Below are 25,538 nucleotides of genomic sequence, written 5' to 3'. Positions count from 1 at the left end.
TGTCGGGAAGTCATCCCAATATTGAAACAGTGTTCGGAAATTCATTCCTATAGGACCAATATACAGAGAATATTGGACCTGACATATCGGACTGTCGGCCCTTCCCCCGTTCCTCTTGCCATCGCGGGCCCGCTTTCGTAAATCCCGGACATGATCCGTCCCATCCTGATCCATCCTGACCCGCGCCTCAAGAAGGTCTGCGATCCCGTGGCGGAAATCACGCCCGAGATCCGGGCCTTGGCCGCCGACATGCTGGAAACCATGTATGACGCGCCTGGCATTGGCCTTGCGGCACCGCAAGTGGGCGTGACCAAGCGCGTCATCGTGATGGACTGCATCAAGGAGGGCGATCCGGAGCCGATGGCACTGGTGAACCCCGAAGTGATCTGGTCCTCCGAAGACCTGTCGGTCTACGAGGAAGGCTGCCTGTCGATCCCCGAGCAATATGCCGACGTCAAGCGCCCCGCCGAGGTGCAGGTGCGCTGGCTTGCGCTGGATGGCACGGTGCAGGAACGGCAGTTCGCGGGCCTCTGGGCGACCTGCGTGCAGCACGAGATCGACCATCTGAACGGCAAGCTGTTCATCGATTACCTGGGTCCCCTGAAGCGCCAAATGATCACGCGGAAGATGGAAAAGCTGAAGCGGGAACGGGCGCGGGCGTGACAGTCCGGCGCTGTGTCCCCTGGCCTCATTCGGTGCTGCGGACCCCGGCGGCGGATGTTCCGGCGATCACCGACGAGGTGCGGGCAATCTGGGCCGACATGATCGACACGATGGACGCGATGCCCGGCTATGGGCTGGCGGCCGTGCAGATCGGGGTGCCGTTACGGCTGGCTGTCGTCGATTGCTCCGAGACGCGCGGGCAGGCGGTGCGGATGGCGAACCCGGAAGTGCTGCACGCGAGCGGCCAGATGCGGGAGCATGACGAGGCCAGCCCCAACCTGCCGGGCGTGTCGGCGGTGATCCAGCGGCCTCGGGCGGTGACGGTGCGGTTCCTGAACGACAAGGGCGAAGTCGAGGACCGGGATTTCGTCGGGCTTTGGGCGACGTCAGTGCAGCACCAGATCGATCACCTCGCGGGGAAGATGTACTTCGACCACCTGTCGCCGCTGAAGCGGAAGATGCTGATCGCCAAGGCGCAGAAACTGGGGCGGAAGGCATGAAAATCGTTTTCATGGGAACGCCTGACTTCTCGGTCCCGGTGCTGGACGCACTGCACGCGCGGCACGAGATCGTCGCCGTCTACTGCCAGCCGCCGCGTCCTGCGGGCCGGGGGAAGGCGGACCGGCCAAGCCCGGTGCAGGCGCGGGCGGAGGCGTTGGGGCTGCAGGTGCAGCATCCTGTTTCGCTGCGCAGCGAAGAGGCGCAGCGAGAGTTTGCGGCGCTCGGGGCCGATGTCGCCGTGGTGGTGGCCTATGGGCTGATCCTGCCGCAAGCGGTGCTGGACGCGCCAAGGCTCGGCTGCCTGAATATCCACGCAAGCCTGCTGCCCCGCTGGCGGGGGGCCGCGCCGATCCATCGGGCGATCATGGCGGGCGACCGGGAAACCGGGGTCTGCATCATGCAGATGGAGGCGGGGCTCGACACCGGCCCGGTCCTGATGCGCGAGGCAGTGGAGATCGGGGCCGAGGAGACGACGGCAGAGCTGCATGACCGGTTGAGCGCCCTGGGCGCGCGGCTGATCGTGGAGGCACTGGACCGGTTGCCCCTTCCTGCGGTCCCGCAAGCCACGGATGGCGTGACCTATGCCGCGAAGATCGACAAGGCCGAGGCGCGGGTGGACTGGACCCGGCCTGCGGCAGTGGTTGACCGGCTGATCCGCGGCCTGTCGCCCTTTCCGGGGGCCTGGGTCGAAGTCAATGGCGAACGGGTGAAGCTCCTGCGGTCACGGTTGGCTGAAGGTAAAGGCTCTCCGGGTCAGGTCCTGCAGGGGTTCACCATTGCCTGCGGTGAAGGCGCGGTCGAGATCACCGAGGCGCAGCGCGAGGGCAAGCGGCCGATGCCTGCCTCGGAAGTGCTGCGCGGTCTGATTCTTCCTGCGACGCTATAGCGCAGGGGCACATGGCCCCCCATATTCCGAGTACAAGGGAAGGGGAGGGACGCCATGCCGCTCGTCGCTCTGCTGATCATCGGGGTTGCCGTGGGCTTTCTGGCCAGCCGCATCCTGAAGGTGAACATGGACACGCCGTCCACCATCGCGCTGGGCGTGCTGGGGGCCCTGATCGGGACCGTGGTCCTGCGTGGGCTGGTGATGCTGGCCGGGATCGGCGCGGGCTTTGTCGGCGCGCTGCTTGGGGCGCTGCTGCTGATCTGGGCCTGGAAAACCTGGGCTAGGTAAGCCGCTTTACCGCGTCCTTGACCCGAAACCCGGGGTCCCCGGCCCGCGACCACAGTGCATGGGCTTGCCAGGCCGCGAACAGAAGCGCCGCACTTTCCCGGGCCTTCTGGCCGCCGCCAAGACGCAGTGTCAGCGCGGTCTCGACCCCTTTCCGCCAGCCTTCGGCCCGCTGGGCAAGGTCGGGATCGCCCAAGTCGTGCGCGATGGCCAGCACATCCACCGGGCCGATGGCCTTGAGCAGGCCCTGCGGCCCCTTGTCGGCGGTGTCCGCGATGGCAGTGGCGGTGCGATGCTCCAGCTCCTCCCAGGCCGCAAGCCGCGCGGCGCGCTTCATGCCGTCAAGCGAGCCGTAGCGCTGGACCAGCGTCGGCGGCGCCAGACCGGTGGCCTTGCCGACAGAACCGAACGACACCGCCTTGTCCCCGCCCGCCTTCAGCAGGCGCTGGATGACGGCGAATACGGTGGTGTCAGGAACTGTGCGGGTACGAGGCATGCAGCGAAGATAAACGAATGTTCGTTCATCTGACAAGTCAGCGCTTTGGCGCATCCGGTCGGGGTGGTTGCGATTTGTACACCGGCAGCCGCCACCCCAGCGCGATGCTTCCGGCACGCAGGGTAAAGACCAGGGCGGCACATATGACCAGGGACAAGCCCTGACCAAGTCCCGCGAGACCGGCAATGACCGCGCCCAATGAGCCGGCCATCGCACAGGTTGCATAAAGCTCACCCTGCTTCAGGATCAGCGGGACCTCGTTGCAGACCACATCGCGCAACAGGCCACCCATGCAGCCGGTCAGCATCCCCATGACCAGGACGATGGGCCAGCCCTGACCCTCGGACAGCGCCACGGCCACGCCGGCGGGGACGGCGACCGCAAGCGCGAAGGCGTCGAACCACAACAGCGCGCGGTAGCGGCTTTCCAGAAGATGCGCGGTGAAGAAGACAAGGATGGCGGCGGCAGTGGCGACGCCCAGCACCAGCGGATCGGCGACCCAGAAGACCTCGCGGTTCAGGATCGCATCGCGCAGCGTGCCGCCCCCCACGGCGGTCAGGCAAGCGATGAAGATGAAGCCGACGATGTCCAGCTGCGACCGGCTTGCGGCCAGGGCCCCGGTCAGGGCGAAGACCAGCACCGAGGCATAGTCGAGGCCGTCGAGAAGCGTGAAGCCGCCCATCAGGCCGGGGCCTTGAACGGGGCCATTCCGGCCCGCGCCAGCGCATCGGCGCGTTCGTTTTCGGCGTGTCCCGCATGGCCCTTGATCCAGCGCCATGTCACCTGGTGACGGGCCGCCGCCGCCTCAAGTCTTTGCCAAAGCTCGACATTCTTGACCGGGGACCCACCCGCCGTGCGCCAGTTCTTGCGTTTCCAGCCCTCGACCCATTCGGTGATGCCGTTCTTCACATAGGCCGAGTCCGTGACGATGGTCAGTTCGGTCGGCCGGGTCAGCGCCTCAAGCGCCGAGATCGCGGCGAGGAGCTCCATCCGGTTGTTGGTGGTCAGCGCCTCGCCGCCCTGCAACTCGCGCTCCTTGATGACGGCGCCGTTTTCGCGGGCGATCATCAGGACGCCCCAACCGCCGGGGCCCGGGTTCCCGGAACAGGCGCCGTCGGTATAGGCGAAAAGCTCCGGCATCGCGTCAGGCCTGCAGCGGGATGGCGAGGCATGCCAGGACGACGACGGTCAGCATGACCCGCAGCCGCAGCCACCAGCGCGGCGCAAGGCCCCAGGCCTGGAACATCGTGTCAAGGAGGAGGAGGCCGATGAAACCGGCGGCGAGGAAGATGGCCGAGGTGTCCGAAGCGTCGGAGACCATGAAGAAAGCCCAGAGCGCGGGGATCACCGAAAGGGCATAGGCAACGGCAGCCTCGCGGCCCTCGGTCTTTGTCGCAAAGCCCCAGAGCACGCCGGACATGAAGGACAGAATGACGGTGCCGTAGGTCAGACCGACATAGGAGCCAAGGAACATGGGCGACAGGACTTGCCCGGCCCAGGACGACAGCGCAGGGGACAGGTGGGTTGCCGCCGACCAGAGGAAGGGCAGTAGCCCAGCAAGGCCGAGGAGCAGGGCAGGGCGGGGGATGCGGGTTTCGTCGATCATGCAGGCGGTCTAGCGTGACGCGGCGCGCATGGCCAGTCAGTCCGGATCCATGAAGCGGTCAAAGCGCGGCGGAATGGCGGCGGCGATGGCGGCAAGCACCTTCCCCACGCGTTCGGCATCCGCCTCGGCGGGCTGTGAGGGCAGGTCGATGGTGCCCTCGGCAAGATTGACGCGGCCCCAGGTCAGCCCGCCGCCGACAATGGGCGTGTCGGTCTCGCGGGCGGGTTTCTTCACCAGGCCGCTTTCGGTCGCTGCGGCCCGGATCGCGTCCAGCGCGGCTTCGGGGACCTTGGCCCGGCGCAGCTTGCAGGCGGGGCCTTCCGTCTCATAGCCCGTGCAGTGCTTCAGCTCCAGCTGCCCGTCCTCACGGATCAGGATGCTGGTTTCCCAGGCGTATTCGGGCGGTAGGCTGCCACTGTTGGTCCAGTAATCGGCCAGGACCGGGGCGAGTTCGTCGGCTTGGGAAGGCAGGGCGAGGGCAAGGAGCAGGACGAGCGGCTTCAGCATCAGGCGGGCTCACGCAGGATGCGTGGGACCTTGAACTCGATGTCCTCGACGGCGGTCTCGACGAGGTCGACGGTGACCTGGTAGCGGGCGCGGAAGGCGTCGACGACTTCGTTGACGAGGACCTCGGGGGCGCTGGCTCCGGCGGTGAGGCCGATGGCGCGGACGCCTTCCAGGGCGCGCCAGTCGATGTCGGCGGCGCGCTGGATCAGCATGGAATAGGGGCAACCTGCGGCAGAGCCGACTTCGACCAGGCGTTTCGAGTTCGAGGAGTTGGGGGCGCCGATGACGAGGAGGGCGTCGATCTTCGGGGCCACGGCTTTGACGGCGGCCTGGCGGTTGGTGGTCGCGTAGCAGATGTCGTCGTGGGCGGGGGCGTGGATTTTCGGGAAGCGGGCCTTGAGGGCGGCGGCGATCTCGGCGGTGTCGTCGACCGAGAGAGTGGTCTGGGTGATGAAGGCAAGTTTCGCAGGGTCGCGGACCTGGAGGGTGGCGACGTCCTCCACCGTCTCGACCAGCAGGACCTCGCCGGGCGGGAGCTGGCCCATCGTGCCGACGGTTTCCGGGTGGCCTTCGTGGCCGATGTAGATCATCTGGGTGCCGGCTTCGTGGTGGCGGGCGGCCTCGTTGTGGACCTTCGTCACCAGGGGGCAGGTGGCGTCGACGGCAATCATGTTCCGGCGGTTTGCCTCGGCCGGGACGGATTTTGGGACGCCGTGGGCGGAGAAGACGACGGGGCGGTCGGTGGGGCAGTCTTCCAGCTCCTCGACGAAGATCGCCCCCTGGGCTTTCAGGGCGTCGACGACGAACTTGTTGTGGACGATCTCGTGCCGGACGTAGACCGGAGCGCCCCATTTCTGGAGCGCCATCTCGACGATCTTGATCGCGCGGTCCACCCCGGCACAGAAGCCGCGGGGGGCGGCGAGGTAGAGGGTGAGGGGGGGCAAGTCGGGCATGGGGCGGCCTTCGGCAGTGTTTGGGACAGGTTTACGGGCTGCGGCGGGACCTGTCGAGTGTCCACGCAGGACAAGGGCGCGGGGTCAAGGGATTTCAAGGGGTTGGGCGTGGGCGTTCACGGTTGGTTAACCAGTGCCTCCTCGTGCGCCTTCGGCTTCTCGTCGGGAGGACGCCCCAGCGAGGAGGCCCGAAGGGCTACGACGAGCGGTGGGTCTAGATGCCGAAAGCCGCCGCGCCAAGCCAGCCAAGCGCGATGTAGCGGCCGGTCTTGGCGATGGCGACGAGGAGGAGGAACAGCGGGAAAGGCACGCGCAGCACGCCGGAAAGCGCGACGATCATGTCGCCGAAGGGCGCCCAGGACAGGAGGAGAAGCCATAGGCCCCAGCGGGACCACCAACCTTCGGCGCGGGCCATCTGGACGGGTTTCAAGGGAAACCAGCGGTGGTCGCGCTGGTCAGAGAGCCAGCGGCCAAGACCATAGGTGATGCAGGAGCCAAGCGTGTTGCCGATCGAGGCGACCACGACCAGCAAAAAGGTATCCCATCCCGCGGCCTGCAGGCCGAGGAAGACCAGTTCCGACTGGAACGGAACCGGCGTTGCGGCGAGAAACGCCGCGAGGAACAGACCGGCCAGAGCGATCACGTCGGGATCCCGGGCTCCCCAGCCCCGGAAAGGGACGCGACCTTGCGGCCGGTCACTTCGCCTCGACCGCGACCTCTTCGCCAACCGCTGGACGCGGTTCACGCGGCGGGCGGCCGATGACTTCGCGCAGTTCGTCAAGCTCGATGAAGTTGTCGGCCTGACGGCGCAACTCGTCCGCGATCATCGGCGGCTGGCTGCGGATGGTCGACACGACGGACACCCGAACCCCTTGACGCTGCAGGCTTTCCACCAGCGGACGGAAGTCGCCGTCGCCGGAGAAGAGCACCACATGATCGACCCGCGCGGCCAGTTCCATGGCATCGACGCAAAGTTCGATGTCCATGTTGCCCTTCACCTTCCGCCGTCCCTGGCTGTCGGTGTATTCCTTGGCGGGCTTGGTGCGCATGGTGAAGCCGTTGTAGTGGAGCCAGTCCACCAGCGGCCGGATCGGCGAGTAGTCGTCGTTTTCAAGCAGCGCGGTGTAGTAGAACGCGCGGAGAAGCTTTCCCCGACGCATGAACTCCATCCGCAGAAGCTTGTAGTCGATGTCGAAACCAAGCGCCTTTGCGGCGGCGTAAAGGTTCGAACCATCAATGAACAGCGCGAGCCGTTCGTCCTTGTAAAACATTCAAAGGTCCCCTCAATGTCGCCGCGCGGAGTAATCGTCCGAATTTTGCGCACGTCGGAAGGTAATGTCGCGCAGCTAACTCTTGGTGAATAGCAGTCCGACAGGGTTTCCGACAAGTGAAGTATAGGAAAAAGTTCCCCCTCATGGTGAAATCCATACACGCCTTGGTTGCGCTAGGCGCAAACCTGCCATTTGAAGGCGTCTTCCCGGAAGAAACCTTGCGGCTGGCGCTTAAAGCGCTTTCGGAAGAAGGTCTTACGGTGCTTGCGGTTAGCAGGTTCTTTGCAACGCCGTGTTTTCCAGTGGGCGCAGGCCCGGATTATGTGAATGCGTCCGCCGTTCTGGACGTCGGGCCGAAAAATGACGCAACGTCAACCTTGGCGGTACTTCACCGGATCGAGGCACGGTTTGGCCGAAAACGGGAAACGCGTTGGGGGATGCGGACCCTGGATATCGACCTTCTGGCCTTGGGCGATTCGGTGCTGCCCGATGCGGAAACGCAGGACAATTGGCGTGGCCTGGACCCTGCCCTGCAGGCCAGGCGCGCTCCCGACCGGCTGATCCTGCCGCATCCGCGGCTGCAGGACCGGGCTTTCGTGCTGGTGCCCCTGGCCGATGTCGCACCGGGCTGGGTGCATCCGCGCACTGGCCAGAGCGTGGCCGCGATGCTGGGGGCCCTGCCAGAGGCGGATGTCGGGCAAGTGAAGCCTTTGTGACCGAAAACAGCGACCAAACCCCCGGAATTTGACCGTTTTGCCGCTTGTCAAGCCGAACCTCCCGGCATAAACAGGCCACTTCCAGCGAAGCTTCCCGATTGGAGGATCCCATGGCCCGCGTGACGGTCGAAGATTGCGTTGACAAGGTCCCGAACCGGTTCGAGCTGGTGATGCTGGCCGCCCATCGGGCGCGCGAGATTGCCTCGGGTTCGCCCGTCACGGTGGACCGCGACAACGACAAGAACCCCGTGGTCGCCCTGCGCGAGATCGCGGATGAGGCCCAGCAGGCCGAGGTCCTGCGCGAGCGGATGATCGAAAGCTATCAGACCCAGATCGAGGTCGACGAGCCCGAGGAAGACCAGATGGCGCTTCTCATGGGTGGCGAGATGGATCGTCCGATGGTCGACGACATGTCGGAAGAAAAGCTGCTGCGCGCCTTGATGGAAGCCCAGGGCGAGTTCTGACGGGGGTTTCCCCGCAAGTGGGGCGGTGATGATCGACGTCGAAGACCTCATCGCCCTGGTTCGCAATTACAACCCGCGTTGCAATGCCGACCTGATCCGTCGTGCCTATGCCTATGGCATGAAGATGCACGAGGGGCAGATGCGCAAGTCGGGCGAGCCCTATTTCACGCATCCCGTCGCGGTTGCAGCGATCCTGACCGAGCAACGGCTGGATGACGCGACGATCGTCACGGCCCTTCTGCACGACACGATCGAGGACACGCGATCGACCTATGCTGACCTTGCGGCGATGTTCAGCGAAGAGGTCGCCGAACTGGTCGATGGCGTCACGAAGCTGACCAACCTGCAGCTGTCGAACACCGAAAGTCAGCAGGCCGAGAACTTCCGCAAGCTGTTCATGGCGATGTCCCGCGACCTGCGGGTGATCCTGGTCAAGCTTGCCGACCGTCTGCACAACATGCGGACGATCAAGTCGATGTCGGCGGAAAAGCAGGCCCAGAAGGCGCGCGAGACGATGGAGATCTTCGCTCCGCTGGCGGGCCGGATGGGCATGCAGTGGATGCGCGAGGAGCTGGAGGATCTGGCCTTCAAGGTCCTGAACCCCGAGGCGCGCAACTCGATCATGCGGCGGTTCCTGACGCTGCAGCGGGAAACCGGGGATGTGGTGCATCAGATCAGCGGCGATATCCGGCACGAGCTGGAGAAGGCGCGGATCGAGGCGGATGTGTTCGGGCGGGCGAAGAAGCCCTACTCGATCTGGCGGAAGATGCAGGAGAAGGACCTGGCGTTCAGCCGGTTGTCCGACATCTATGGGTTCCGGGTGATCTGCGGGTCGGTGGCGGACTGCTACCGTATCCTGGGGGTGATCCACCAGCGCTGGCGGGCGGTGCCGGGGCGGTTCAAGGACTATATCAGCCAGCCGAAGAACAACGGCTATCGGTCGATCCATACGACTGTGTCGGGCCGCGACGGCAAGCGGGTCGAGGTGCAGATCCGGACGCGGGAAATGCACGAGGTGGCCGAGGCGGGCGTGGCGGCGCATTGGTCGTACCGTGAGGGCGTGCGGGCGCAGAACCCGTTCGCGGTGGACCCGGCGAAATGGATCGCGGGCCTGACGGAACGGATGGAGGAAGAGGACCACGACGAGTTCCTGGAACACGTGAAGCTGGAGATGTACTCCGACCAGGTGTTCTGCTTCACGCCGAAGGGCGACGTGATCCAGATGCCGCGGGGGGCGACGCCGCTGGACTTTGCCTATGCGATCCATACGCGGATCGGGAACTCTTGCGTGTCGGCGAAGATCGACGGGATCCGGGTGCCGCTTTGGACGCGGCTGAAGAATGGCCAGTCGGTGGAGATCATCACGGCGGAAGGGCAGCGGCCACAGTCCAGCTGGATCGACATCGTGACCACGGGCCGGGCGAAGGCGGCGATCCGGCGGTCCTTGCGAGAGGAGGACCGGGGGCGGTTCGTGAAGCTCGGGCAGGAGCTGGCGCGGGCGGCGTTCGACCATGTCGGCAAGAAGGCCACCGACAAGGCATTGCGGACGGCGGCCAAGATGCTGGGGCTGGCCGACGAGAACGACCTTCTGGCGCGGCTGGGGTCAGCCGAACTGCCCGCGCGGCGGGTGGTGGAGATCCTGTATCCCGAACTCGCGCAGGCGGTGGCGGAAGAGGTCGATTCGGGGCGGCCCGTAGCAGGGCTGACGGCCGACCAGGCCTTCCGCCGCGCGCAGTGCTGCCAGCCGGTGCCGGGCGAACGGATTGTCGGCATCACCTACCGGGGCCAGGGCGTGGTGGTGCACGCAATCGACTGCCCGGCCTTGGAGGAGTTCGAGGACCAGACCTCGCGCTGGGTGGACCTGCACTGGCATTCGGGGCGGCACAAGCCGGTGTTTACCATCAGCCTGGACCTGACGATCTCGAACGACGCAGGCGTTCTGGGCCGCATCTGCACCCTGATCGGCGAGCAGAAGGCCAATATCAGCGACCTCCGCTTCACTGACCGAAAACCGGACTTTTATCGCCTCATTGTTGACGTGGACCTTAGGGACGTTGAGCACTTGCACATGGTCATGACCGCCCTCGAAGCCGAGACGGATGTCGCCCAGATTTCGCGTCATCGGGATTTGACACGGCGGCCCTAGGACCGCAGAACGGGCCGGGCATCGGGAGAGAGGCAAGAGTTGGTTTTCAAGCGCAGGGATCCGGTGGGTTGGGGGGCGTGGCTGCGCGAGCAGGTCTATCCACGGTCCGGATTCAAGCGTGCCACGCGCTATGTCGTCTACCGGATGCGCCGCCTGCCCGACCAGCCGCACCGCGTGGCGCGCGGCGTCTTTGCCGGGTTCTTCATCGGCTTCCTGCCGCTGCCGGGCCTGCAGTTCCTGGCGGCCTGGGGGATGGCGCGGTTGATGCGTGGCAACGTGCTGGCCGCCCTGCTGGGCACCTTCAACACCAACCCGCTGACCACGCCGCCGTTTACGGTCTTTGCGGTCTGGCTGGGGCACTGGATGCTTGGCATCGAGGCGCCCCTGAACGCCAAATACATCCTTGGCGCGCTGGAAAATGCCCTACATGACCTGTGGTTCAACTTCATGGCCCTGTTCGGGCCGGAGAAGGCGCAGTGGGACGGGCTGATCCAGTTCTGGAACGAGATCTACCTGCCGTGGTTCATTGGTGCGCTCGGTCCGGCCATAATCATCAGCGCCATCGCCTATTACCTGACGATCCCGCTGGTCGAGGCCTACCAGAAGGCCCGCGCGGCCACGGCGCATGAGCGGGCCGAGCGGCGCGGCAAGATGCGGGCCAAGCTTGCCGAAGCGGCGGCAAGGCTGAAGCGGCGCAGCGAGAAGGGCGGCGACGAGGCTGATGACGACATGCCGGGAACGCCCTAGTTTCTGGAACAGGAAGAGGCGGACATGACGATGCCATTGCGTGAGGTCAGCAAGCTGCGGCTGGGGGTCAACATCGACCATGTCGCGACCGTGCGGAACGCGCGCGGGAGTGCCTGGCCCGATCCGTTGCGCGCGGCGCTGCTGGCCGAGACGGCGGGGGCGGACGGGATCACCGCGCATCTGCGCGAGGACAGGCGTCACATCCGCGACGCGGACATCGAGGCGCTGATGGCCGCGCTGACGGTGCCGTTGAACTTTGAATGCGCGGCCACGGCCGAGATGCAGGCCATCGTCCTGCGCCACCGCCCGCATGCCGTCTGCCTGGTGCCGGAAAAGCGCGAGGAGCGGACGACCGAAGGCGGGCTGGACGTTGCCAGCGACCAGAACCGGCTGACGGACTACATCACTCCGCTGCGTGAGGCCGGGTGCCGGGTCAGCATGTTCATCAGCCATGACCCGCGCCAGATCGAAGCCAGCGCCCGGATCGGCGCGGCGGTAGTCGAACTGCACACGGGGCTTTATTCCGAGCTGCTGGCCGATGGGGAAACCGCCCTGGCCGAACGCGAGTTGCAGTCCTTGCGCGCCGGGGCCGAATTTGCGGCGAGCCTTGGGCTTGAGGTGCACGCAGGGCATGGCCTGACCTACGAGAACGTGGAACCCATCGCGGCGATCCCCGAATTGATGGAGTTGAACATCGGGCATTTCCTGATCGGCGAGGCGATCTTCCGGGGGCTGGAGCCGGCGATCGAGGAGATGCGCCGTCGGATGGACTTGGCGCGCGGGCTGGTGTGACGATGACCCGGCTGGCCCTGATCGGTGCCTTGGCGCTAATGCCGCTACCTGCCGCCGCCGTGACGGTGACAGCTTGCACCGACCTGGCCAATGTCTGGGCCGTGGCCGAACCCTGGGAGGCGAACACGAAGCTTTTCGCCAACGGGGAGATTCGGCTTGTGGTGCTGGATACGGTCGAACCTGCGGCTGCCGCCTTTCACCTGGTGATCCTGCATCCGCCGCGCGACGAGTTGGGCTTGCCGATGTGCAGCATGGTCTCGGCCACCGAGGGCTATGGTTTTGGCGGCATGGACCTTGGACCGGCCGAGGCCGCCTATGATCCGGCGCGCGGGCTGACCGTGGCCCTTCCGATCCGGGCCTACGATCCGGACAGCGCCGATTTCCTTGACCGGACGCTGTCGGTCACGATCAACCAGGCCTCGGGCCAGGTCGAGGCGGTCACCGAATGATCCTTGGGATAGGCACCGACCTGTGCAACATCGAGCGGATCGAGGGCACGCTCGCCCGCCACGGCGACCGCTTCAAGGAGCGCGTCTTCACCGAGGCCGAGCAGAAGAAGGCCGAAAGCCGGGCAAGGGCGATTGCCGCGACCTATGCGAAACGCTGGGCGGCGAAGGAGGCGTGCTCCAAGGCGCTCGGCACCGGGTTGCGGATGGGGATTTCCTGGAAGGACATGGCGGTGACCAACCTGCGGTCCGGCCAGCCGGTGATGCATGTGACGGGCTGGGCGGCGGAGCGGCTGCGCGCGATGACGCCGGCAGGCCACGAGGCGGTGATCCATGTCACGCTGACCGATGACCACCCCTGGGCGCAGGCTTTCGTGGTGATCGAAGCCCGCCCGGTCGGCGCGGTTCAGCCGCCGCGCGCTTGACTCCCGCCAAACCCCGCGCGCATGTAGCGCCAGAGCAGCAAGGCCCGCGCGCGACAGGCGCGCACGCAATAAAGGCAGGACAACATGGCCAAGGACAAATCCGACGGCGGCATCGTCGAGACCATCAAGACCGTCTTCTGGGCGCTGGTGATCGCCATCGGGTTCCGGTCGATCTTCTATCAGCCGTTCTGGATCCCGTCCGAGTCGATGAAGGACACTCTGCTGATCGGCGACTTCCTGTTCGTCAACAAGATGGCATACGGCTATTCGCGCTATTCCTGCGAGATCCCGTTCACCACCGTATCGCTGTGCCCGTTCGAGGATCGCGTGCTGGGGGCGGACCCTGTCCGGGGTGACGTGGTGGTGTTCCGGCATCCGACGGCGGGAGCGGATTACATCAAGCGGCTGATCGGGTTGCCGGGCGACACGATCCAGATGAAGGACGGTATCCTGTACATCAACGGCGAGGCTGCGCCGCAGGTGGCGGATGGCGTGTTCGAAGAAATCTACGAACCGCAAGGCCCGATGCGCAACCGCCCGCGCTGCGAGAACGGCGCAGTGGGCGAGGGCGGCATTTGCCAGAAGTCGCGCTTCATCGAGACGCTGCCCGAGGGCCGCAAGCATTCGATCCTGAACATCGTTACGGGCGGGCCGGGGGATACGACCGCTGTCTTCACCGTGCCCGAGGGGCATTACTTCGTGATGGGCGACAACCGCGACAACTCGACCGACAGCCGGTTCCCGCAGTCGGTGGGCGGGGTCGACATGCTGCCGGCGAAGTACCTGATCGGTCGGGCGGACCGGGTGATCTTCTCGTCCGCCGGGCGCAGCCTGTTCTTCTTCTGGACCTGGCGCAGCGACCGGTTCTTCAAGGCGATCGAGTGAGCGGGGTCCGGTGAGGCTGGCGGCGGACCTGTTGGCCTTTCAGGGCCGGCTGGGGCACAAGTTCGCGAAGCCCGACCTGCTGGTGCGCGCGGTGACGCATGCCTCGATCGGGACGGCGACGCGGCCCGACAACCAGCGGCTGGAGTTCCTGGGCGACCGGGTGCTGGGGCTGGTGATGGCCGAGGCGTTGCTGTCAGCGGATACGGGCGCGCGCGAGGGACAGCTGGCGCCGCGGTTCAACGCCTTGGTCCGCAAGGAGACCTGCGCCGACGTCGCGCGCGAGATCGGATTGGGCGAGGTGCTGAAGCTAGGCCGGTCCGAGATGCTGACCGGGGGGCGCCGGAAAGAGGCTCTCTTGGGCGACGCGATGGAGGCGGTGATCGCGGCCGTCTACCAGGACGCGGGGTTCGAGGCGGCGAAGGCGCTGGTCCTGCGGCTATGGGGCGCGCGGATCGCGGCGGTGGAACCGGACGCAAGGGATGCGAAGACCAGCCTGCAGGAATGGGCGCAAGGCAGGGGGATGCCGCCTCCGGTCTATGAGGAGGCCGGGCGGTCGGGCCCGGACCACGCGCCGCAATTCACCGTGCGGGTGACGCTGGCATCAGGCGAGGCAGCGGATGCGACGGCAGGGTCGAAGCGGGTGGCGGAACAGGCGGCGGCCAAGGCTTTGCTGGAGCGGATGGACGGGCAGGCTGACTGACAGGAAAGCCAACTGGCCTTTTGCGGCCGTTTCGCCTATGGGGACGGCTTGAGGAAAGGGTTGCCACCACATGACCACACGCGCGGGCTTTGTTGCCCTGATCGGAGAGCCGAACGCCGGCAAGTCCACGCTTCTGAACCGGATGGTCGGGGCGAAGGTCAGTATCGTCACGCACAAGGTGCAGACGACGCGGGCGCGGATCCGGGGGATCGCGATGGCGGGGGAGGCGCAGATTGTCTTCGTCGACACGCCCGGCATCTTCCGGCCCCGGCGGCGGCTGGACCGGTCGATGGTGAAGGCGGCCTGGGGCGGGGCGTCGGATGCCGATGTGATCGTCCTGCTGATCGAGGCGCATCGCGGGCTGACCGAAGGCGCGCAGGCGATCATCGACCGGCTGCGCGACGAGATGCCGAAGGGGAAACCCGTAGCCTTGGCGATCAACAAGATCGACCGGGTGAAGGCCGAGACGCTGCTCGCCCTGGCCGAGGAGGCGAACACGGCCTTCCCCTTTGCCAAGACCTTCATGATCAGTGCCGAGCGGGGCTATGGGGTCGAGGACCTGAAGGAGTGGCTGGGCGCAAACCTGCCCGAGGGCCCGTGGTATTACCCCGAAGACCAGATCGCCGACCTGCCGATGCGGATGATCGCGGCCGAGATGACGCGCGAGAAGCTGACGCTGCGCCTGCATGAGGAACTGCCCTACCAGCTTACGGTCGAGACCGAGAAGTGGGAGGACAAGCCCGACGGCACGACCCGGATCGACCAGGTGGTCTATGTCGCGCGGGACGGGCACAAGGGGATCGTGCTGGGCAACCGGGGCGAGACGATCAAGGCCATCGGCCAGGCGGCGCGGGCGGAAATCTCCGAGTTCCTGGGGCGGACGGTGCACCTGTTCCTGCAGGTCAAGGTCAGGCCGAACTGGCTGGAAGAGGCCGAGCGCTATTCGGAGATGGGCCTGGATTTCAAGGACGGCGATGCCTGAGGGGGCCAAAAGTCTTCGAAGACTTTTGCAAATTCCTTCGAAGGAATTTGGTCCCGGGTCTGATGCGGTGCGCCTGGGGCTGCGGGGGAGCCTCCGGCGGGAGTATTTTTCAAAAGAGCAAGCTGCATGAGTGTGCGGCTGGCCTCGGGGGTCTGGGTTTCGGCCTATCTTACCCGGCTGCGGCTGGCGGATATTCCGGCCTATGTCACGGCGAAGGGCGATGCCGAGGCGGGGGCCGTGGTCGTGAAGGTGGCGCTGCTGGACGGGTCGGCGCGGGCGTTTGAGCGGCGGTCGGACCTGATGACCGGGGCGCGGGCCTGGATCGTGCTGGCCGAAGGTCCGGAGGCCGGGGTCGATGCGCTGATCTCGCGCACCCGCAGCCGTGACCCGGACCTTTGGGTGATCGAGCTGGAGGACCGGCAAGGGCGCACGCTTCTGGATGAGGACGGGTTGTCGGATTGAGTTGCGGCCCGGACCCGGGCGCAGGATAGTCCGGCCATGGACTGGCGCGATGAAGGCATTCTTCTGTCGATGCGGCCGCATGGCGAGACCTCGGCGATCATCGAGGTGCTGACGGCGGCGCATGGGCGGCACATGGGCGTGGTGCGGGGCGGGGCCTCGCGCCGGATGGCGGCCAGCTTGCAGCCAGGGACCGGGTTGACGCTGGAGTGGCGGGCGCGGCTGGATGACCATATCGGCAGCTTTACGGTCGAGCCGCGGAAGAGCCGTGCGCATCTTCTGGTAGACCGGTTGGCGCTGGCGGGACTGATGGCGGTCTGCGCGCTGTTGCACGAGGCGCTGCCGGAACGCGAGCCGCATCCGGCCATGTGGTCGCGGACGCTGGAACTGCTCGACGCGCTGGGGGGCGCGGGCTGGACCGCAGACTATGTCCGGTGGGAGCTGTGCCTGTTGGAGGAGATCGGGTTCGGGCTGGACCTGACCGCCTGTGCGGTAACGGGCGCGATGGAAGGGCTGGCCTATGTCAGTCCGAAGTCTGGGCGTGCGGTCACGGCGAAGGGGGCAGGGGAGTGGGCGGACCGGCTGTTGCCGTTGCCGGAGGGCTTGGCGGGCGAGGGACCGATGACACCGGAGGCGGTGTCCGCGGGCCTGCGGTTGACCGGGTTCTTCCTGGACCGCGAGCTGCGCCCGGTGCTGCACGACCGGCCCCTGCCCGAGGCGCGGGCTCGGCTGGTCGACCTTCTGGCGCGGCCAGCATGATACGACGTTGTATGTCGGCTTTGTGACAGACGGAACCGGGGTCTGGCGGTCCAAGTCGGGACATGGCCAACCGTTACATTCCGCTGGCGCTGACGCACAGCCCAACGCCCAGGATCGAGCATTTCGCCCTGCTCGCGGGTCTGGAGGCGGCGGTGCGGGGCACGCTGATCTCGGCCATGCCGCTGGCGGTCTATGCGGCGCTGCAGGATGCGCAGCTGACCTCGCTGGTCTATTTCCTGGCCGGGATCGTGGCGCTGGCCTGGGGGCTGCTGGTGCCTTGGGCCACGCGGTTGATCCCGCGGCGCTGGGCCTATACGGGCGGGTGCCTGTTGTATCTGGTGGGCATGGGGCTGGCGATCCTGGGGACCTGGTGGTCGGTGCCGATGTCCTTGGCCTGCAACGCGATGGCGACGGCGACGACCTTCGTGTGTCTCAACGCCTATGTGCTGGACTATGTCGACCGCGCGAACCTGGGACGCAGCCAGTCGACGCAGATGCTCTATGCCGCAGCGCCCTGGGCGATTGGGCCGCTGACCGGCGTCTGGCTGCATGACCTTTGGGCGCCTGCGCCGTTCCTGCTGGCGGGGGCCTTCGCGTTGGCGCAGTTGGCGGCGTTCTGGGTGTTGCGGCTGGGGAACGGCAAGCAGATCCAGCGGGCGAAGCGGCCGGCGGTGAACCCGGTGGGCTACCTGGGGCGGTTCTTCAAGCAGCCGAGGCTGATCGCGGGCTGGATGTTCGCGGTGATGCGGTCCTGCGGCTGGTGGGTCTATGTCGTCTACTTGCCAATTTTCTGCATCGAGGCGGGGTTGGGGGACAAGGTCGGGGGCATCGCCTTGTCCATTTCGAACGCGCTCTTGTTCGCGGCGCCTGCACTGAACCGGCTCGGACGGCGGATGTCGGTGCGCCGGTCGGTGCGGGCGGCTTTCGGAATTTGCGGGCTGTTGTTCCTGGCGGCGGGGCTTCTGGCCTTCCTGCCCTGGACGACGGTCGCCTTCTGCATGGCGGCCTCGGTCTTCCTGGTGATGCTGGATGTCGTGGGGGGGCTGCCGTTCCTGATGTCGGTCAAGCCCAGCGAGCGGACCGAGATGTCGGCGGTCTATTCCAGCTTCCGCGATGTGTCGTCGATCCTGACGCCGGGGGCGGCCTGGCTGGTCCTTTGGGTGGCACCCCTGCCAGGGATATTCGTGGCCGCCGGAGTGGGGCTCATCGCGTCATGGGCGGTGGCGGGGCGGATGCACCCGCGGCTTGGGGTGCAAAGGCCGTCGCGCGGGGGCGTTCCGGCCTAGGCCCAGACCTTGCCGTGCTTGGCCAGCCAGTCGGCCGAGGACAGGAGTGCGGCTTTCGGCGCGATGAACTCCATCCCCATTTCGCTGACGGCGCGGGCGTTCGAGACGCGTTCCAGATGGCCGATCTTGGGCAGGACCGCCTTGATCGCCGGGTCGAACAGCGCCAGGAAGCGGAGGAGGAAGGCGGGTGCCTCACGCGTGGCGATGCGGCGGGTCGGGTAGGCTGCCTTGAGCGTGCGGCCCATGTCGACCATCGCCATGGAGCCCGCCGCCGCCAGATAGCGCCGACCGATCGTCTCAGAGCGCTGCACGGCACGCAGGTGCATCTCGGCCACGTCGCGCACGTCGACCGAGGGGAAGCCGAAGCCGGGCAACATCGGGTCCTTGCCCTTCATCAGGCGCTCGACCAGCGCGAGCGAGGAGCCGTAGTGTTCGTCCAAGGGCGGCCCGAGGACGAGGCCAGGGTTGATCGTGGTCAGCTTGAGGCCGCGCTGGCGGGCGATCTCCCAAGCTGCGCGTTCGGCTAAAGTCTTCGACTTGGCATAGGCTGTGGTCGAGGGCAGCGAGATGTCGCACCAGTCGGCCTCGTCCTGCAGGGTGTCGGGCTTGCTTTCGTTCAGGACGGCAACGGTGGAGGAGGTCAGCACCACCCGTTCCACCCCCGTGGCGGCGGCTGCCTTCAGGACCCGCTCGGTGCCTTCCACCGCCGGGCGGATCAGGACGGCGGGGTCCTTGGGCTGGGCCAGCGGGAAAGGCGAGGCGGTGTGGATCACGGCAGAGACACCGGCCATCGCCTCGGCCCAGCCGGCATCCGATTCCAGATCGGCCTGCACAAAGCTGAGCGTCCCGGCCCCTTCGACCAGATGCGGCGTCACGGCGGCGTGCACTTCCTGCGCCCGGTCCAGCCGCCGCAGCGTGCCGCGGACGTTGTAGCCGGCGTTCAGGAACTTCAGCGCAACATGCTTGGCGATAAAGCCGGAAGAGCCGGTCAGAAGGACGGTTTGGGGCATGGGCCGCTCCGGTCTTTACACTGTCAACTTTGGGCTATATGGCCCAGTTTGACCGCGCGGCAAGACCAAAGCAAGCGGTCACTCCAGAAGGCGTCGGGCGATCACCGTGGCTTGAATCTCGGCGGCGCCTTCGAAGATGTTCAGGATGCGCGCATCGCAGAGGATGCGGGAGATCCGGTACTCCAGCGCGAACCCGTTGCCGCCGTGGATCTGCAGGGCGTTGTCGGCGGCGGACCAGGCGACGCGGGCGCCGAGGAGCTTGGCCATCCCGGCCTCAAGGTCGCAGCGGTGGCCGTGGTCCTTTTGCCAGGCAGAGAAGTAGGTCAGCTGGCGGGCGATCATGATTTCCACCGCCATCATGGCAAGCTTGCCCGAGATGCGCGGGAAGGCGATCAGGGGTTTGCCGAACTGCTGGCGGTCAAGGGCGTATTGCATGCCGGTTTCCAGCGCCGATTGCGCCACGCCGATTGCCCGCGCGCCGGTCTGGATGCGGGCGGATTCGAACGTCTGCATCAGCTGCTTGAAGCCCTGGCCCTCGACCTGGCCGAGGAGGTTTTCGCCCTTTACCCGGAAACCGTCGAAGTTGACGGTGTATTCCTTCATGCCGCGATAGCCGAGAACCTCGATCTCGCCCCCCGAGAGGCCGGGGTCGACGAAGGGCGTCTTGTCGGTGCCGGGGGTCTTTTCGGCGAGGAACATCGAGAGGCCGCGATAGTCGGAGGTGCCTTCGACACTTCGCGCGAGGACGGTCATCACATGGGTGCGGGCGGCGTGGGTGATCCAGGTCTTGTTGCCGGTGATGACCCAATCATCGCCATCGCGCTTTGCGCGGGTGCGGAGTGAGCCGAGGTCAGATCCGGTGTTCGGTTCGGTGAAGACGGCAGTCGGGAGTATTTCGCCCGAGGCGAGGCCGGGGAGCCATTTGGCCTTCTGCGCGTCGGTGCCGCCGCAGAGGATGAGTTCGGCGGCGATTTCGGAGCGGGTGCCCAGCGAGCCCACGCCGATGTAGCCGCGCGAGAGTTCCTCGGACACGACGACCATCGAGGCCTTGGAGAGGCCGAAGCCGCCGTATTCTTCGGGGATCGTAAGACCGAAGACGCCCATCCCGGCCAGGTCCTGGATCACCTCCATCGGGATCAACTCGTCCTTCAGGTGCCACTCCTGCGCCCGGGGGATGACCTTTTCGTCCGAGTAACGGCGGAACTGGTCGCGGATCATCTCCAGTTCTTCGTCGAGGCCCGTCGCGCCGAAGGTCGCGCGGCCGTGGTTGTCCTGCATGAGGGCGACGAGCGCGTCACGGGCAGCGGGGGTGTTGCCTTCGGCAATCAGGCGGGCGGCCTCGGGCCCCGGGGTCCAGGTCAGGCCGAGGTCGGCCAGGCGGGCGATCTCACCCTGGCTCATCGGCAGGCCGCCGGCGATCTGGGCCAGGTATTCGCCAAAGCCGATCTGCAGGATCAGCTGCTCCATCGGGCCGAATTGGCCCGCGTCCGACAAGCGCCTGGCCCAGGCCTGCAACTGGCGCAGCGCCTCGACGTAAGTGGCAAGCCAGGACAAGGCGTGCGCCTGGAACTGCCGCGACTCCAGGGCTGCGGCGCTGAGCCTGCCGTCCAGCGTCACTTCGGCCTTCAGCTGGTCGCGGGCCGTATTGAACAGGCCCTCAACCTCGGGCAAGGCGGCGGCGGTCAGCGCCTGAAGGTCAGCGAGGATCGGGGACTGGGTCATCGCCCCTCCGTTCAGGTTGCCATCGGGCATGGGTCGGCTCCGCCAAGATTCTGCACCTGCGAAGGGGTAACGGCTTCGCAACGGCAGCGCAACAAGATTTCAATCGTGCACGCGCAGGAGACTGAAAATGTCGCACCCGATTCACGAGACCGCGCCGCAAGCCTGGGTGATCTGCGGGACGGCGTCGGCGGGGACGACCTCGAACTCGACGGTGTAAAGCTGTTCATCGCCCGACCAGGCCTCGAACCGCCAGATGCCCTGGACCAGCTCGTAGGGGTGGTCGAAGCGGAAGAAGGCGACCGAGGCGGCGATGTCGTAGAAGCTGGAACCCCAGGTTTCGGCGGTCTGGCTGCCGGGCTGGTAGACGCGGATTTCGGCGTTGGCGGACTGCTCCCCCGGGGCGAGCTGCGCGCGAACGCCGAAGGCAAGGCCAAGCGCGGCGGGGACGATCTGGCGGTCGGGCCAGTGAAAGGTGATCTCGCCCTCCGGCACATGGATCCAGCCGGTCCTGGTTCCTGGCGCAGGGGCGCGGTCCATGGCCTGCAGCGCGCAGAAGACGCCGACCTCAAGCGTGGCCACCACGGCGGCAGCCTGGGGTGGCGCAGGCTCGGCCAGGGCGCAGGCGGGCAGAAGCGAAAGCAACGCGGCGGTGAGGCGCATGCGGGTCATGACAGGAGGTTGCAATCAGAGGTGACGCCGGGCAGGGCGTTGCCTGGAAGCACGTCGAATTCGACGCTGTATAGCTGGGTTTCCCCTTCGAAGGCCTGCAGCCGCCAGAGGCCGGTCACCAGCTCGGGCGGAGTTTCGAACATGAAGCCCTGGATATGCGGCGCGTCGGCCGTCATGTCCGAGTACCAGAATTCGGGCCGGGTCGCGCCGGGCTTCCAGGTCAAGAACTGGACGTTGAATATGTCGCGGTCGGGGACGGCGACGATGCCGAACGAGATGCCAAGCCGGGCCGGAATCTCTTGCCCGGGAAAGGCGAATTCGGGCGTGCCGGACAACAGGTTGACCTGGCCGGAGTCGGTGTCCGGGGCGGCGATGGTGCCCGTCGTCTCGACATTGCAGTGGACGCCGTGGTTTTCGATGAAGATCCCGGGCGCGGCCTCGGGTGGGGCGGGGTCTGCCATGGCCAGCCCGGCCGCCAGGGCGACGGGCAGGGCCAGGAGGGGTGCCGGAGGCCGAGTGGTCATGCGCGGTGGTCCTGAAGCGACATGTTGATAAAGCCAGCCCGCGCCGGTCGGGTCAACCGCTGGCGAGGGGGGCTTTTCCTGACCTGCCGAGCCTGCGACAAGGGCGGGCAGCTTAAGGGGAGCGGGCATGGAGCATCTGATGGCGGGGCTGTCGACCGAGGCCTTTCTGGCGGCCCTGGCGATCACGTTGTTCGCGGGGTTCGTGAAGGGCGCGGTCGGCTTTGCGATGCCGATGATCCTGGTTTCCGGCTTTGCGGTGTTCCTGCCGCAGGAGCTGGCGCTGGCCGGGTTGATCCTGCCGACGCTGGTGACGAACCTTTCGCAGGCGTTCCGGCAGGGCACCGGGCCTGCGCTGGAGACGACGCGGACCTACCGGCGGTTCCTGATTGCGACCGTGGTCTTCATCGCCGTCTCGGCGCCCTTTGCCGATGCGATCCCGCGCTGGCTGTACCTTTTGATGCTGGGCGTGCCGATTACCGCCTTTGCCTCCCTGCAGCTGATGGGCCGCAGTCTGGCGATCCGGTTGCACCATCGCGATCGGGCGGAATGGGGGCTGGGGGTGATCGGGGGGCTGTATGGCGGCGTATCGGGCATCTGGGGCCCGCCCTTGCTGGTCTTCCTGTTGTCGACCGGGGCGGACAAGCTGCAGATGATCCGGGCGCAGGGGGTGGTGTTCCTGATCGGCGCGGTGATGCTGCTGGTGGCGCATCTGGGGACGGGGCTGGCGAATGTGCAGAGCCTTGGCTTTTCCGCCGCGCTGTGCGTCCCGGCGCTGATCGGGCTGTTCATCGGCTACCGGGTGCAGGACCGGCTGGACCAGGCGCGGTTCCGCCGCTGGACGCAAGGCCTGCTGGTCGTGACCGGGCTGAACATGGTGCGGCTGGCGCTGATGTGACCGCTCGTCGTGCGCTTCGCTTCTCCTCGCTGGGGATGCCGAGGAGAAGCCGAAGGCGCACGACGAGGGGTGTCAGCCGATTGCGGCGGCCTTCACGTCGGCGTCGATGAACGGCACGTACTGGGCGAAGTTCTTCTGGAACATGCCGACCAGTTTCGCGGCCTGTGCATCATAGGCGGCCGGGTCAGCCCAAGTGCGGCGCGGGTCGAGGAGGGTGGCGTCAACGCCCGGAACCTCGACCGGGACTTCGAAACCGAAATTCGGGTCCTTGCGGAAGGTTGCACTGGCCAGCGAGCCGTCCAGTGCCGCAGCCAAGAGCGCACGGGTCGCCTTGATCGGCATCCGCTTGCCCGTGCCATAGGCGCCGCCGGTCCAGCCGGTGTTCACCAGCCAGCAGGAGGCGCCGTGCTTGGCGATCTTGGCTTGGAGAAGCTTGCCGTAGACTTCCGGGCGGCGCGGCATGAAGGGGGCGCCGAAGCAGGTGGAGAAGGTGGGCTGCGGCTCAGTGATGCCACGTTCCGTCCCGGCGGCCTTGGAGGTGAAGCCGGAGAGGAAGTGGTACATCGCCTGCGCGGGGCTGAGGCGCGCGATGGGCGGCAGGACGCCGAAGGCATCGCATGTGAGCATGACGACATGGCGCGGGTGGCCGCCAAGGCCGGAGGCGCTGGCGTTCGAAATCGCTTCTAACGGATAGGCGCAGCGGGTGTTTTCGGTGAGGCTGCGGTTGGAAAAGTCCAATTCCAGCGTCTCGGGGTCGTAGACCATGTTCTCCACCACGGTCGCAAAGCGGTGGGTGGTGGCGTAGATCTCGGGCTCGGCCTCGGGGCTGAGGTCGATGGTCTTGGCGTAGCAGCCGCCCTCGAAGTTGAAGATGCCTCGGTCGGACCAGCCGTGTTCGTCATCGCCGATCAGTGTGCGGTCGGGCGAGGCGGAGAGCGTGGTCTTGCCGGTGCCCGAGAGGCCGAAGAAGACGGCGGCGTCGACCGGGTTGCCGATGGCGTGGTTCGCGCTGCAGTGCATCGCCATCACGCCCTTGGCGGGCAAAAGGTAGTTCAGGACGGTGAAGACCGACTTCTTGTTCTCGCCCGCATAGGCGGTGTTGGCGATCAGCACGGTCTTGTCGTCGAAGTTCAGGACGATGGCAGTTTCCGTCCGGGTGCCGTGACGCGCGGGGTCGGCCTTGAACGAGGGGACGTTCAGGATCGTCCATTCCGGGGTGAACCCGTCCAGTTCCGACCGATCCGGGCGGCGCAGGAGGTGGCGGATGAAGAGGCCGTGCCAGGCGAGCTCGGTCACCACACGGACGTCGAGCCGGTGGATCGGATCCGCCCCGGCGTAGAGGTCCTGCACGAACAGCTCACGCCCCTGGACATGGGCCAGCATGTCGGCCTTGAGCCGGGCGTAATGCTCGGGCGTCATCGCAGCGTTGTTGTCCCACCAGATCGTGTCCTCGGTCGCGGGGGTGCGGACGACGAACTTGTCCTTGGGCGAGCGGCCGGTGAACTGGCCGGTGGAGCAGAGGAACGCCCCGCCGCGGCCCAGGCGACCCTCGCCCCGGATGACGGCGGCCTCGACCAGCGCGGGCTCGGCATAGTTGTAGTGGGCCACCGCCACACCCGTAATGCCTTGCGTCTCCAGCGTCTGGTTGGGGTTCACGTGTCCGTGGATCATCCTGCAAGCTCCCGTTGCCGCACGTCACATGCGGCGGTTCCAATGGGTCGACATCCGGGCCAATGAATGCCGTGACAAGCCCTGAGGGGGGCCGGCCATAATGGGCCTATAGCATGGGATTTTTGCACGGGAATAGCGTGATTTCAAACAGTTAGCGCAATCATTCCACCGTTAGCGCCACCATGGGCAGGCAAACCCGGGATGGTTGCAGAATTGTCGTCGGTAGGGGCGAAATTGCCACCACTCCGGCCATTGTTTCAGGGGTGATTCGAATTTTAGTTGATTATCCCGGTGCCAGCCCTGAAAATGCTTGCAAAATAAAGACAAGGCAGCTGCAGCAGTTTAAGGGAGGCACGAAGATGTCCCGCATCGCGCTGGTCGACGATGACAGGAATATCCTGACCTCGGTCGCCATGACCCTGGAAGCCGAGGGGTTCGAGGTCGAGACCTATAACGACGGCCAGTCCGCGTTCGAGGCGTTCAGCCGCCGGATGCCGGACATGGCGGTCCTCGATATCAAGATGCCGCGCATGGACGGCATGGATCTGTTGCAGCGCATGCGGCAGAAGACCTCGATCCCGGTGATCTTCCTGACATCGAAGGACGACGAGATCGACGAGGTTCTCGGCCTGCGGATGGGGGCCGACGACTACGTCAAGAAGCCCTTCAGCCAGCGGCTGCTGGTGGAACGCATCCGCGCGCTGCTGCGCCGGCAGGAGGCGATCAACACCGGCGAGGCGGCGGCGACCGAAGAGACCCGGATGATGGAGCGGGGTGCGCTTCGCATGGACCCCTTGCGCCATTCGGTGACCTGGAAGGGGAAAGAGGTCGCGCTGACGGTGACCGAATTCCTGCTTTTGCAGGCCTTGGCCCAGCGGCCCGGCTTCGTGAAAAGCCGCGACCAGCTGATGGACGTGGCCTATGATGACCAGGTCTATGTCGACGACCGGACCATCGACAGCCACATCAAGCGGCTGCGGAAGAAGATGCGGTCCGTTGATGACACATTTTCGGCCATCGAGACGTTGTATGGTATCGGCTATCGCTACAACGAAGAGTGATGGCCGCCCTA

32 protein-coding genes are annotated in these 25,538 nt (G+C 66.2%); 19 read left to right on the top strand and 13 right to left on the bottom strand.

Annotated features, from left to right (window positions below):
* Positions 1-150: 150 nt before the first annotated feature.
* Genes def (AC2EAL_RS01020) through AC2EAL_RS01005 form a run of 4 tightly spaced genes read left to right on the top strand, consistent with a single transcriptional unit; the run spans position 151 to position 2,338 of the window.
* The gene (def, locus tag AC2EAL_RS01020) at positions 151-663 is read left to right on the top strand and encodes a peptide deformylase (RefSeq protein ID WP_484722312.1); all 513 of its coding nucleotides are present in this window, start codon (positions 151-153) and stop codon (positions 661-663) included.
* On the top strand, positions 660-1,163 hold the full coding sequence (gene def / locus AC2EAL_RS01015) for a peptide deformylase (protein WP_484722311.1): 504 nt from the start codon (positions 660-662) through the stop codon (positions 1,161-1,163). Before def (AC2EAL_RS01020) ends, def (AC2EAL_RS01015) begins: the two co-directional genes overlap by 4 nt.
* Entirely contained in the window at positions 1,160-2,050 is an 891-nt protein-coding gene (gene fmt / locus AC2EAL_RS01010) for a methionyl-tRNA formyltransferase (RefSeq protein WP_484722310.1), read from the top strand. Before def (AC2EAL_RS01015) ends, fmt begins: the two co-directional genes overlap by 4 nt.
* A 54-nt stretch (positions 2,051-2,104) precedes the next feature.
* On the top strand, positions 2,105-2,338 hold the full coding sequence (locus AC2EAL_RS01005; RefSeq protein WP_484722309.1) for a GlsB/YeaQ/YmgE family stress response membrane protein: 234 nt from the start codon (positions 2,105-2,107) through the stop codon (positions 2,336-2,338).
* Here AC2EAL_RS01005 and AC2EAL_RS01000 read toward each other — a convergent pair.
* The 8 genes from AC2EAL_RS01000 to AC2EAL_RS00965 form a co-directional block, all read right to left on the bottom strand.
* Positions 2,331-2,831 carry a transcriptional regulator gene (locus tag AC2EAL_RS01000; RefSeq protein WP_484722308.1) on the bottom strand — a complete coding sequence of 167 codons (501 nt, stop codon included), beginning with the start codon at positions 2,829-2,831 and terminating at the stop codon, positions 2,331-2,333. The genes AC2EAL_RS01005 and AC2EAL_RS01000 overlap by 8 nt on opposite strands.
* 37 nt (positions 2,832-2,868) lie before the next feature.
* Positions 2,869-3,513: a trimeric intracellular cation channel family protein gene (locus AC2EAL_RS00995; protein WP_484722307.1), complete on the bottom strand. Its 645-nt coding sequence runs from the start codon at positions 3,511-3,513 to the stop codon at positions 2,869-2,871.
* On the bottom strand, positions 3,513-3,971 hold the full coding sequence (rnhA, locus tag AC2EAL_RS00990; protein WP_484722306.1) for a ribonuclease HI: 459 nt from the start codon (positions 3,969-3,971) through the stop codon (positions 3,513-3,515). The genes AC2EAL_RS00995 and rnhA overlap by 1 nt, the downstream gene beginning before the upstream one ends.
* A 4-nt stretch (positions 3,972-3,975) precedes the next feature.
* Positions 3,976-4,437, bottom strand: a complete 462-nt coding sequence (locus tag AC2EAL_RS00985) for a DUF3429 domain-containing protein (protein WP_484722305.1) — start codon at positions 4,435-4,437, stop codon at positions 3,976-3,978.
* Positions 4,438-4,473: 36 nt separating this feature from the next.
* Positions 4,474-4,944, bottom strand: coding sequence for a hypothetical protein (locus AC2EAL_RS00980; protein ID WP_484722304.1), 471 nt, complete (start codon positions 4,942-4,944; stop codon positions 4,474-4,476).
* On the bottom strand, positions 4,944-5,897 hold the full coding sequence (ispH, locus tag AC2EAL_RS00975; protein ID WP_484722303.1) for a 4-hydroxy-3-methylbut-2-enyl diphosphate reductase: 954 nt from the start codon (positions 5,895-5,897) through the stop codon (positions 4,944-4,946). The genes AC2EAL_RS00980 and ispH overlap by 1 nt, the downstream gene beginning before the upstream one ends.
* Before the next feature lie 214 nt (positions 5,898-6,111).
* Positions 6,112-6,540, bottom strand: coding sequence for a YqaA family protein (locus tag AC2EAL_RS00970; RefSeq protein WP_484722302.1), 429 nt, complete (start codon positions 6,538-6,540; stop codon positions 6,112-6,114).
* Between the two features lie 52 nt (positions 6,541-6,592).
* Positions 6,593-7,168: a LabA-like NYN domain-containing protein gene (locus AC2EAL_RS00965; RefSeq protein WP_484722301.1), complete on the bottom strand. Its 576-nt coding sequence runs from the start codon at positions 7,166-7,168 to the stop codon at positions 6,593-6,595.
* 143 nt (positions 7,169-7,311) lie between these two features.
* On the opposite strand from AC2EAL_RS00965, the gene folK reads away from it, so the two are divergent.
* The 13 genes from folK to AC2EAL_RS00900 all read left to right on the top strand — a co-directional run bounded on the left by folK (position 7,312) and on the right by AC2EAL_RS00900 (position 17,975).
* Complete coding sequence (folK, locus tag AC2EAL_RS00960) at positions 7,312-7,884, top strand: 2-amino-4-hydroxy-6-hydroxymethyldihydropteridine diphosphokinase (protein ID WP_484722300.1); 573 nt, start codon at positions 7,312-7,314, stop codon at positions 7,882-7,884.
* A gap of 110 nt (positions 7,885-7,994) precedes the next feature.
* Positions 7,995-8,348 carry a DNA-directed RNA polymerase subunit omega gene (rpoZ, locus tag AC2EAL_RS00955; RefSeq protein ID WP_137111568.1) on the top strand — a complete coding sequence of 118 codons (354 nt, stop codon included), beginning with the start codon at positions 7,995-7,997 and terminating at the stop codon, positions 8,346-8,348.
* A gap of 28 nt (positions 8,349-8,376) precedes the next feature.
* Positions 8,377-10,494 (top strand): RelA/SpoT family protein, encoded by a 2,118-nt coding sequence (locus tag AC2EAL_RS00950; protein ID WP_484722299.1) that lies wholly within the window; start codon positions 8,377-8,379, stop codon positions 10,492-10,494.
* A 63-nt stretch (positions 10,495-10,557) separates the two neighbouring features.
* Positions 10,558-11,241, top strand: coding sequence for a DUF2062 domain-containing protein (locus tag AC2EAL_RS00945; RefSeq protein ID WP_484722298.1), 684 nt, complete (start codon positions 10,558-10,560; stop codon positions 11,239-11,241).
* Between the two features lie 30 nt (positions 11,242-11,271).
* The gene (locus tag AC2EAL_RS00940; protein WP_484723378.1) at positions 11,272-12,033 is read left to right on the top strand and encodes a pyridoxine 5'-phosphate synthase; all 762 of its coding nucleotides are present in this window, start codon (positions 11,272-11,274) and stop codon (positions 12,031-12,033) included.
* Positions 12,034-12,035: 2 nt separating this feature from the next.
* Positions 12,036-12,482, top strand: coding sequence for a hypothetical protein (locus AC2EAL_RS00935; protein ID WP_484722297.1), 447 nt, complete (start codon positions 12,036-12,038; stop codon positions 12,480-12,482).
* On the top strand, positions 12,479-12,904 hold the full coding sequence (gene acpS / locus AC2EAL_RS00930) for a holo-ACP synthase (protein WP_484722296.1): 426 nt from the start codon (positions 12,479-12,481) through the stop codon (positions 12,902-12,904). The genes AC2EAL_RS00935 and acpS overlap by 4 nt, the downstream gene beginning before the upstream one ends.
* Before the next feature lie 84 nt (positions 12,905-12,988).
* Positions 12,989-13,789 carry a signal peptidase I gene (gene lepB, locus AC2EAL_RS00925; RefSeq protein WP_484722295.1) on the top strand — a complete coding sequence of 267 codons (801 nt, stop codon included), beginning with the start codon at positions 12,989-12,991 and terminating at the stop codon, positions 13,787-13,789.
* Between the two features lie 10 nt (positions 13,790-13,799).
* The gene (rnc, locus tag AC2EAL_RS00920; RefSeq protein WP_484722294.1) at positions 13,800-14,489 is read left to right on the top strand and encodes a ribonuclease III; all 690 of its coding nucleotides are present in this window, start codon (positions 13,800-13,802) and stop codon (positions 14,487-14,489) included.
* A 70-nt stretch (positions 14,490-14,559) separates the two neighbouring features.
* Entirely contained in the window at positions 14,560-15,471 is a 912-nt protein-coding gene (gene era / locus AC2EAL_RS00915; RefSeq protein ID WP_484722293.1) for a GTPase Era, read from the top strand.
* A gap of 126 nt (positions 15,472-15,597) precedes the next feature.
* On the top strand, positions 15,598-15,933 hold the full coding sequence (locus AC2EAL_RS00910) for a DUF1491 family protein (protein WP_484722292.1): 336 nt from the start codon (positions 15,598-15,600) through the stop codon (positions 15,931-15,933).
* A 36-nt stretch (positions 15,934-15,969) separates the two neighbouring features.
* Positions 15,970-16,689, top strand: coding sequence for a DNA repair protein RecO (gene recO, locus AC2EAL_RS00905; protein ID WP_484722291.1), 720 nt, complete (start codon positions 15,970-15,972; stop codon positions 16,687-16,689).
* Positions 16,690-16,751: 62 nt separating this feature from the next.
* Entirely contained in the window at positions 16,752-17,975 is a 1,224-nt protein-coding gene (locus AC2EAL_RS00900) for an MFS transporter (RefSeq protein WP_484722290.1), read from the top strand.
* Here AC2EAL_RS00900 and AC2EAL_RS00895 read toward each other — a convergent pair.
* From AC2EAL_RS00895 to AC2EAL_RS00880, 4 genes are all read right to left on the bottom strand, one after another.
* Positions 17,972-18,985, bottom strand: coding sequence for an NAD-dependent epimerase/dehydratase family protein (locus tag AC2EAL_RS00895; protein WP_484722289.1), 1,014 nt, complete (start codon positions 18,983-18,985; stop codon positions 17,972-17,974). The two genes, AC2EAL_RS00900 and AC2EAL_RS00895, sit on opposite strands and share 4 nt — an antisense overlap.
* A gap of 78 nt (positions 18,986-19,063) precedes the next feature.
* The gene (locus tag AC2EAL_RS00890) at positions 19,064-20,707 is read right to left on the bottom strand and encodes an acyl-CoA dehydrogenase family protein (protein ID WP_484722288.1); all 1,644 of its coding nucleotides are present in this window, start codon (positions 20,705-20,707) and stop codon (positions 19,064-19,066) included.
* A 141-nt stretch (positions 20,708-20,848) separates the two neighbouring features.
* Positions 20,849-21,376 carry a DUF3859 domain-containing protein gene (locus AC2EAL_RS00885; protein ID WP_484722287.1) on the bottom strand — a complete coding sequence of 176 codons (528 nt, stop codon included), beginning with the start codon at positions 21,374-21,376 and terminating at the stop codon, positions 20,849-20,851.
* Positions 21,373-21,900: a DUF3859 domain-containing protein gene (locus AC2EAL_RS00880; protein WP_484722286.1), complete on the bottom strand. Its 528-nt coding sequence runs from the start codon at positions 21,898-21,900 to the stop codon at positions 21,373-21,375. Before AC2EAL_RS00880 ends, AC2EAL_RS00885 begins: the two co-directional genes overlap by 4 nt.
* Positions 21,901-22,027: 127 nt before the next feature.
* Between AC2EAL_RS00880 and AC2EAL_RS00875 the strand changes: the two genes are divergently transcribed.
* Positions 22,028-22,795 carry a sulfite exporter TauE/SafE family protein gene (locus tag AC2EAL_RS00875; RefSeq protein WP_484722285.1) on the top strand — a complete coding sequence of 256 codons (768 nt, stop codon included), beginning with the start codon at positions 22,028-22,030 and terminating at the stop codon, positions 22,793-22,795.
* A 72-nt stretch (positions 22,796-22,867) separates the two neighbouring features.
* Here the strand turns inward: AC2EAL_RS00875 and AC2EAL_RS00870 are convergent, their stop codons facing one another.
* Complete coding sequence (locus AC2EAL_RS00870) at positions 22,868-24,466, bottom strand: phosphoenolpyruvate carboxykinase (protein WP_484722284.1); 1,599 nt, start codon at positions 24,464-24,466, stop codon at positions 22,868-22,870.
* Positions 24,467-24,825: 359 nt separating this feature from the next.
* Between AC2EAL_RS00870 and AC2EAL_RS00865 the strand changes: the two genes are divergently transcribed.
* Complete coding sequence (locus AC2EAL_RS00865; RefSeq protein ID WP_137111551.1) at positions 24,826-25,527, top strand: response regulator transcription factor; 702 nt, start codon at positions 24,826-24,828, stop codon at positions 25,525-25,527.
* Positions 25,528-25,538 lie beyond the last annotated feature (11 nt).

Source organism: Tabrizicola sp. T74 (assembly GCF_057219935.1).
This window is presented reverse-complemented; position numbering and strand designations above follow the sequence as displayed.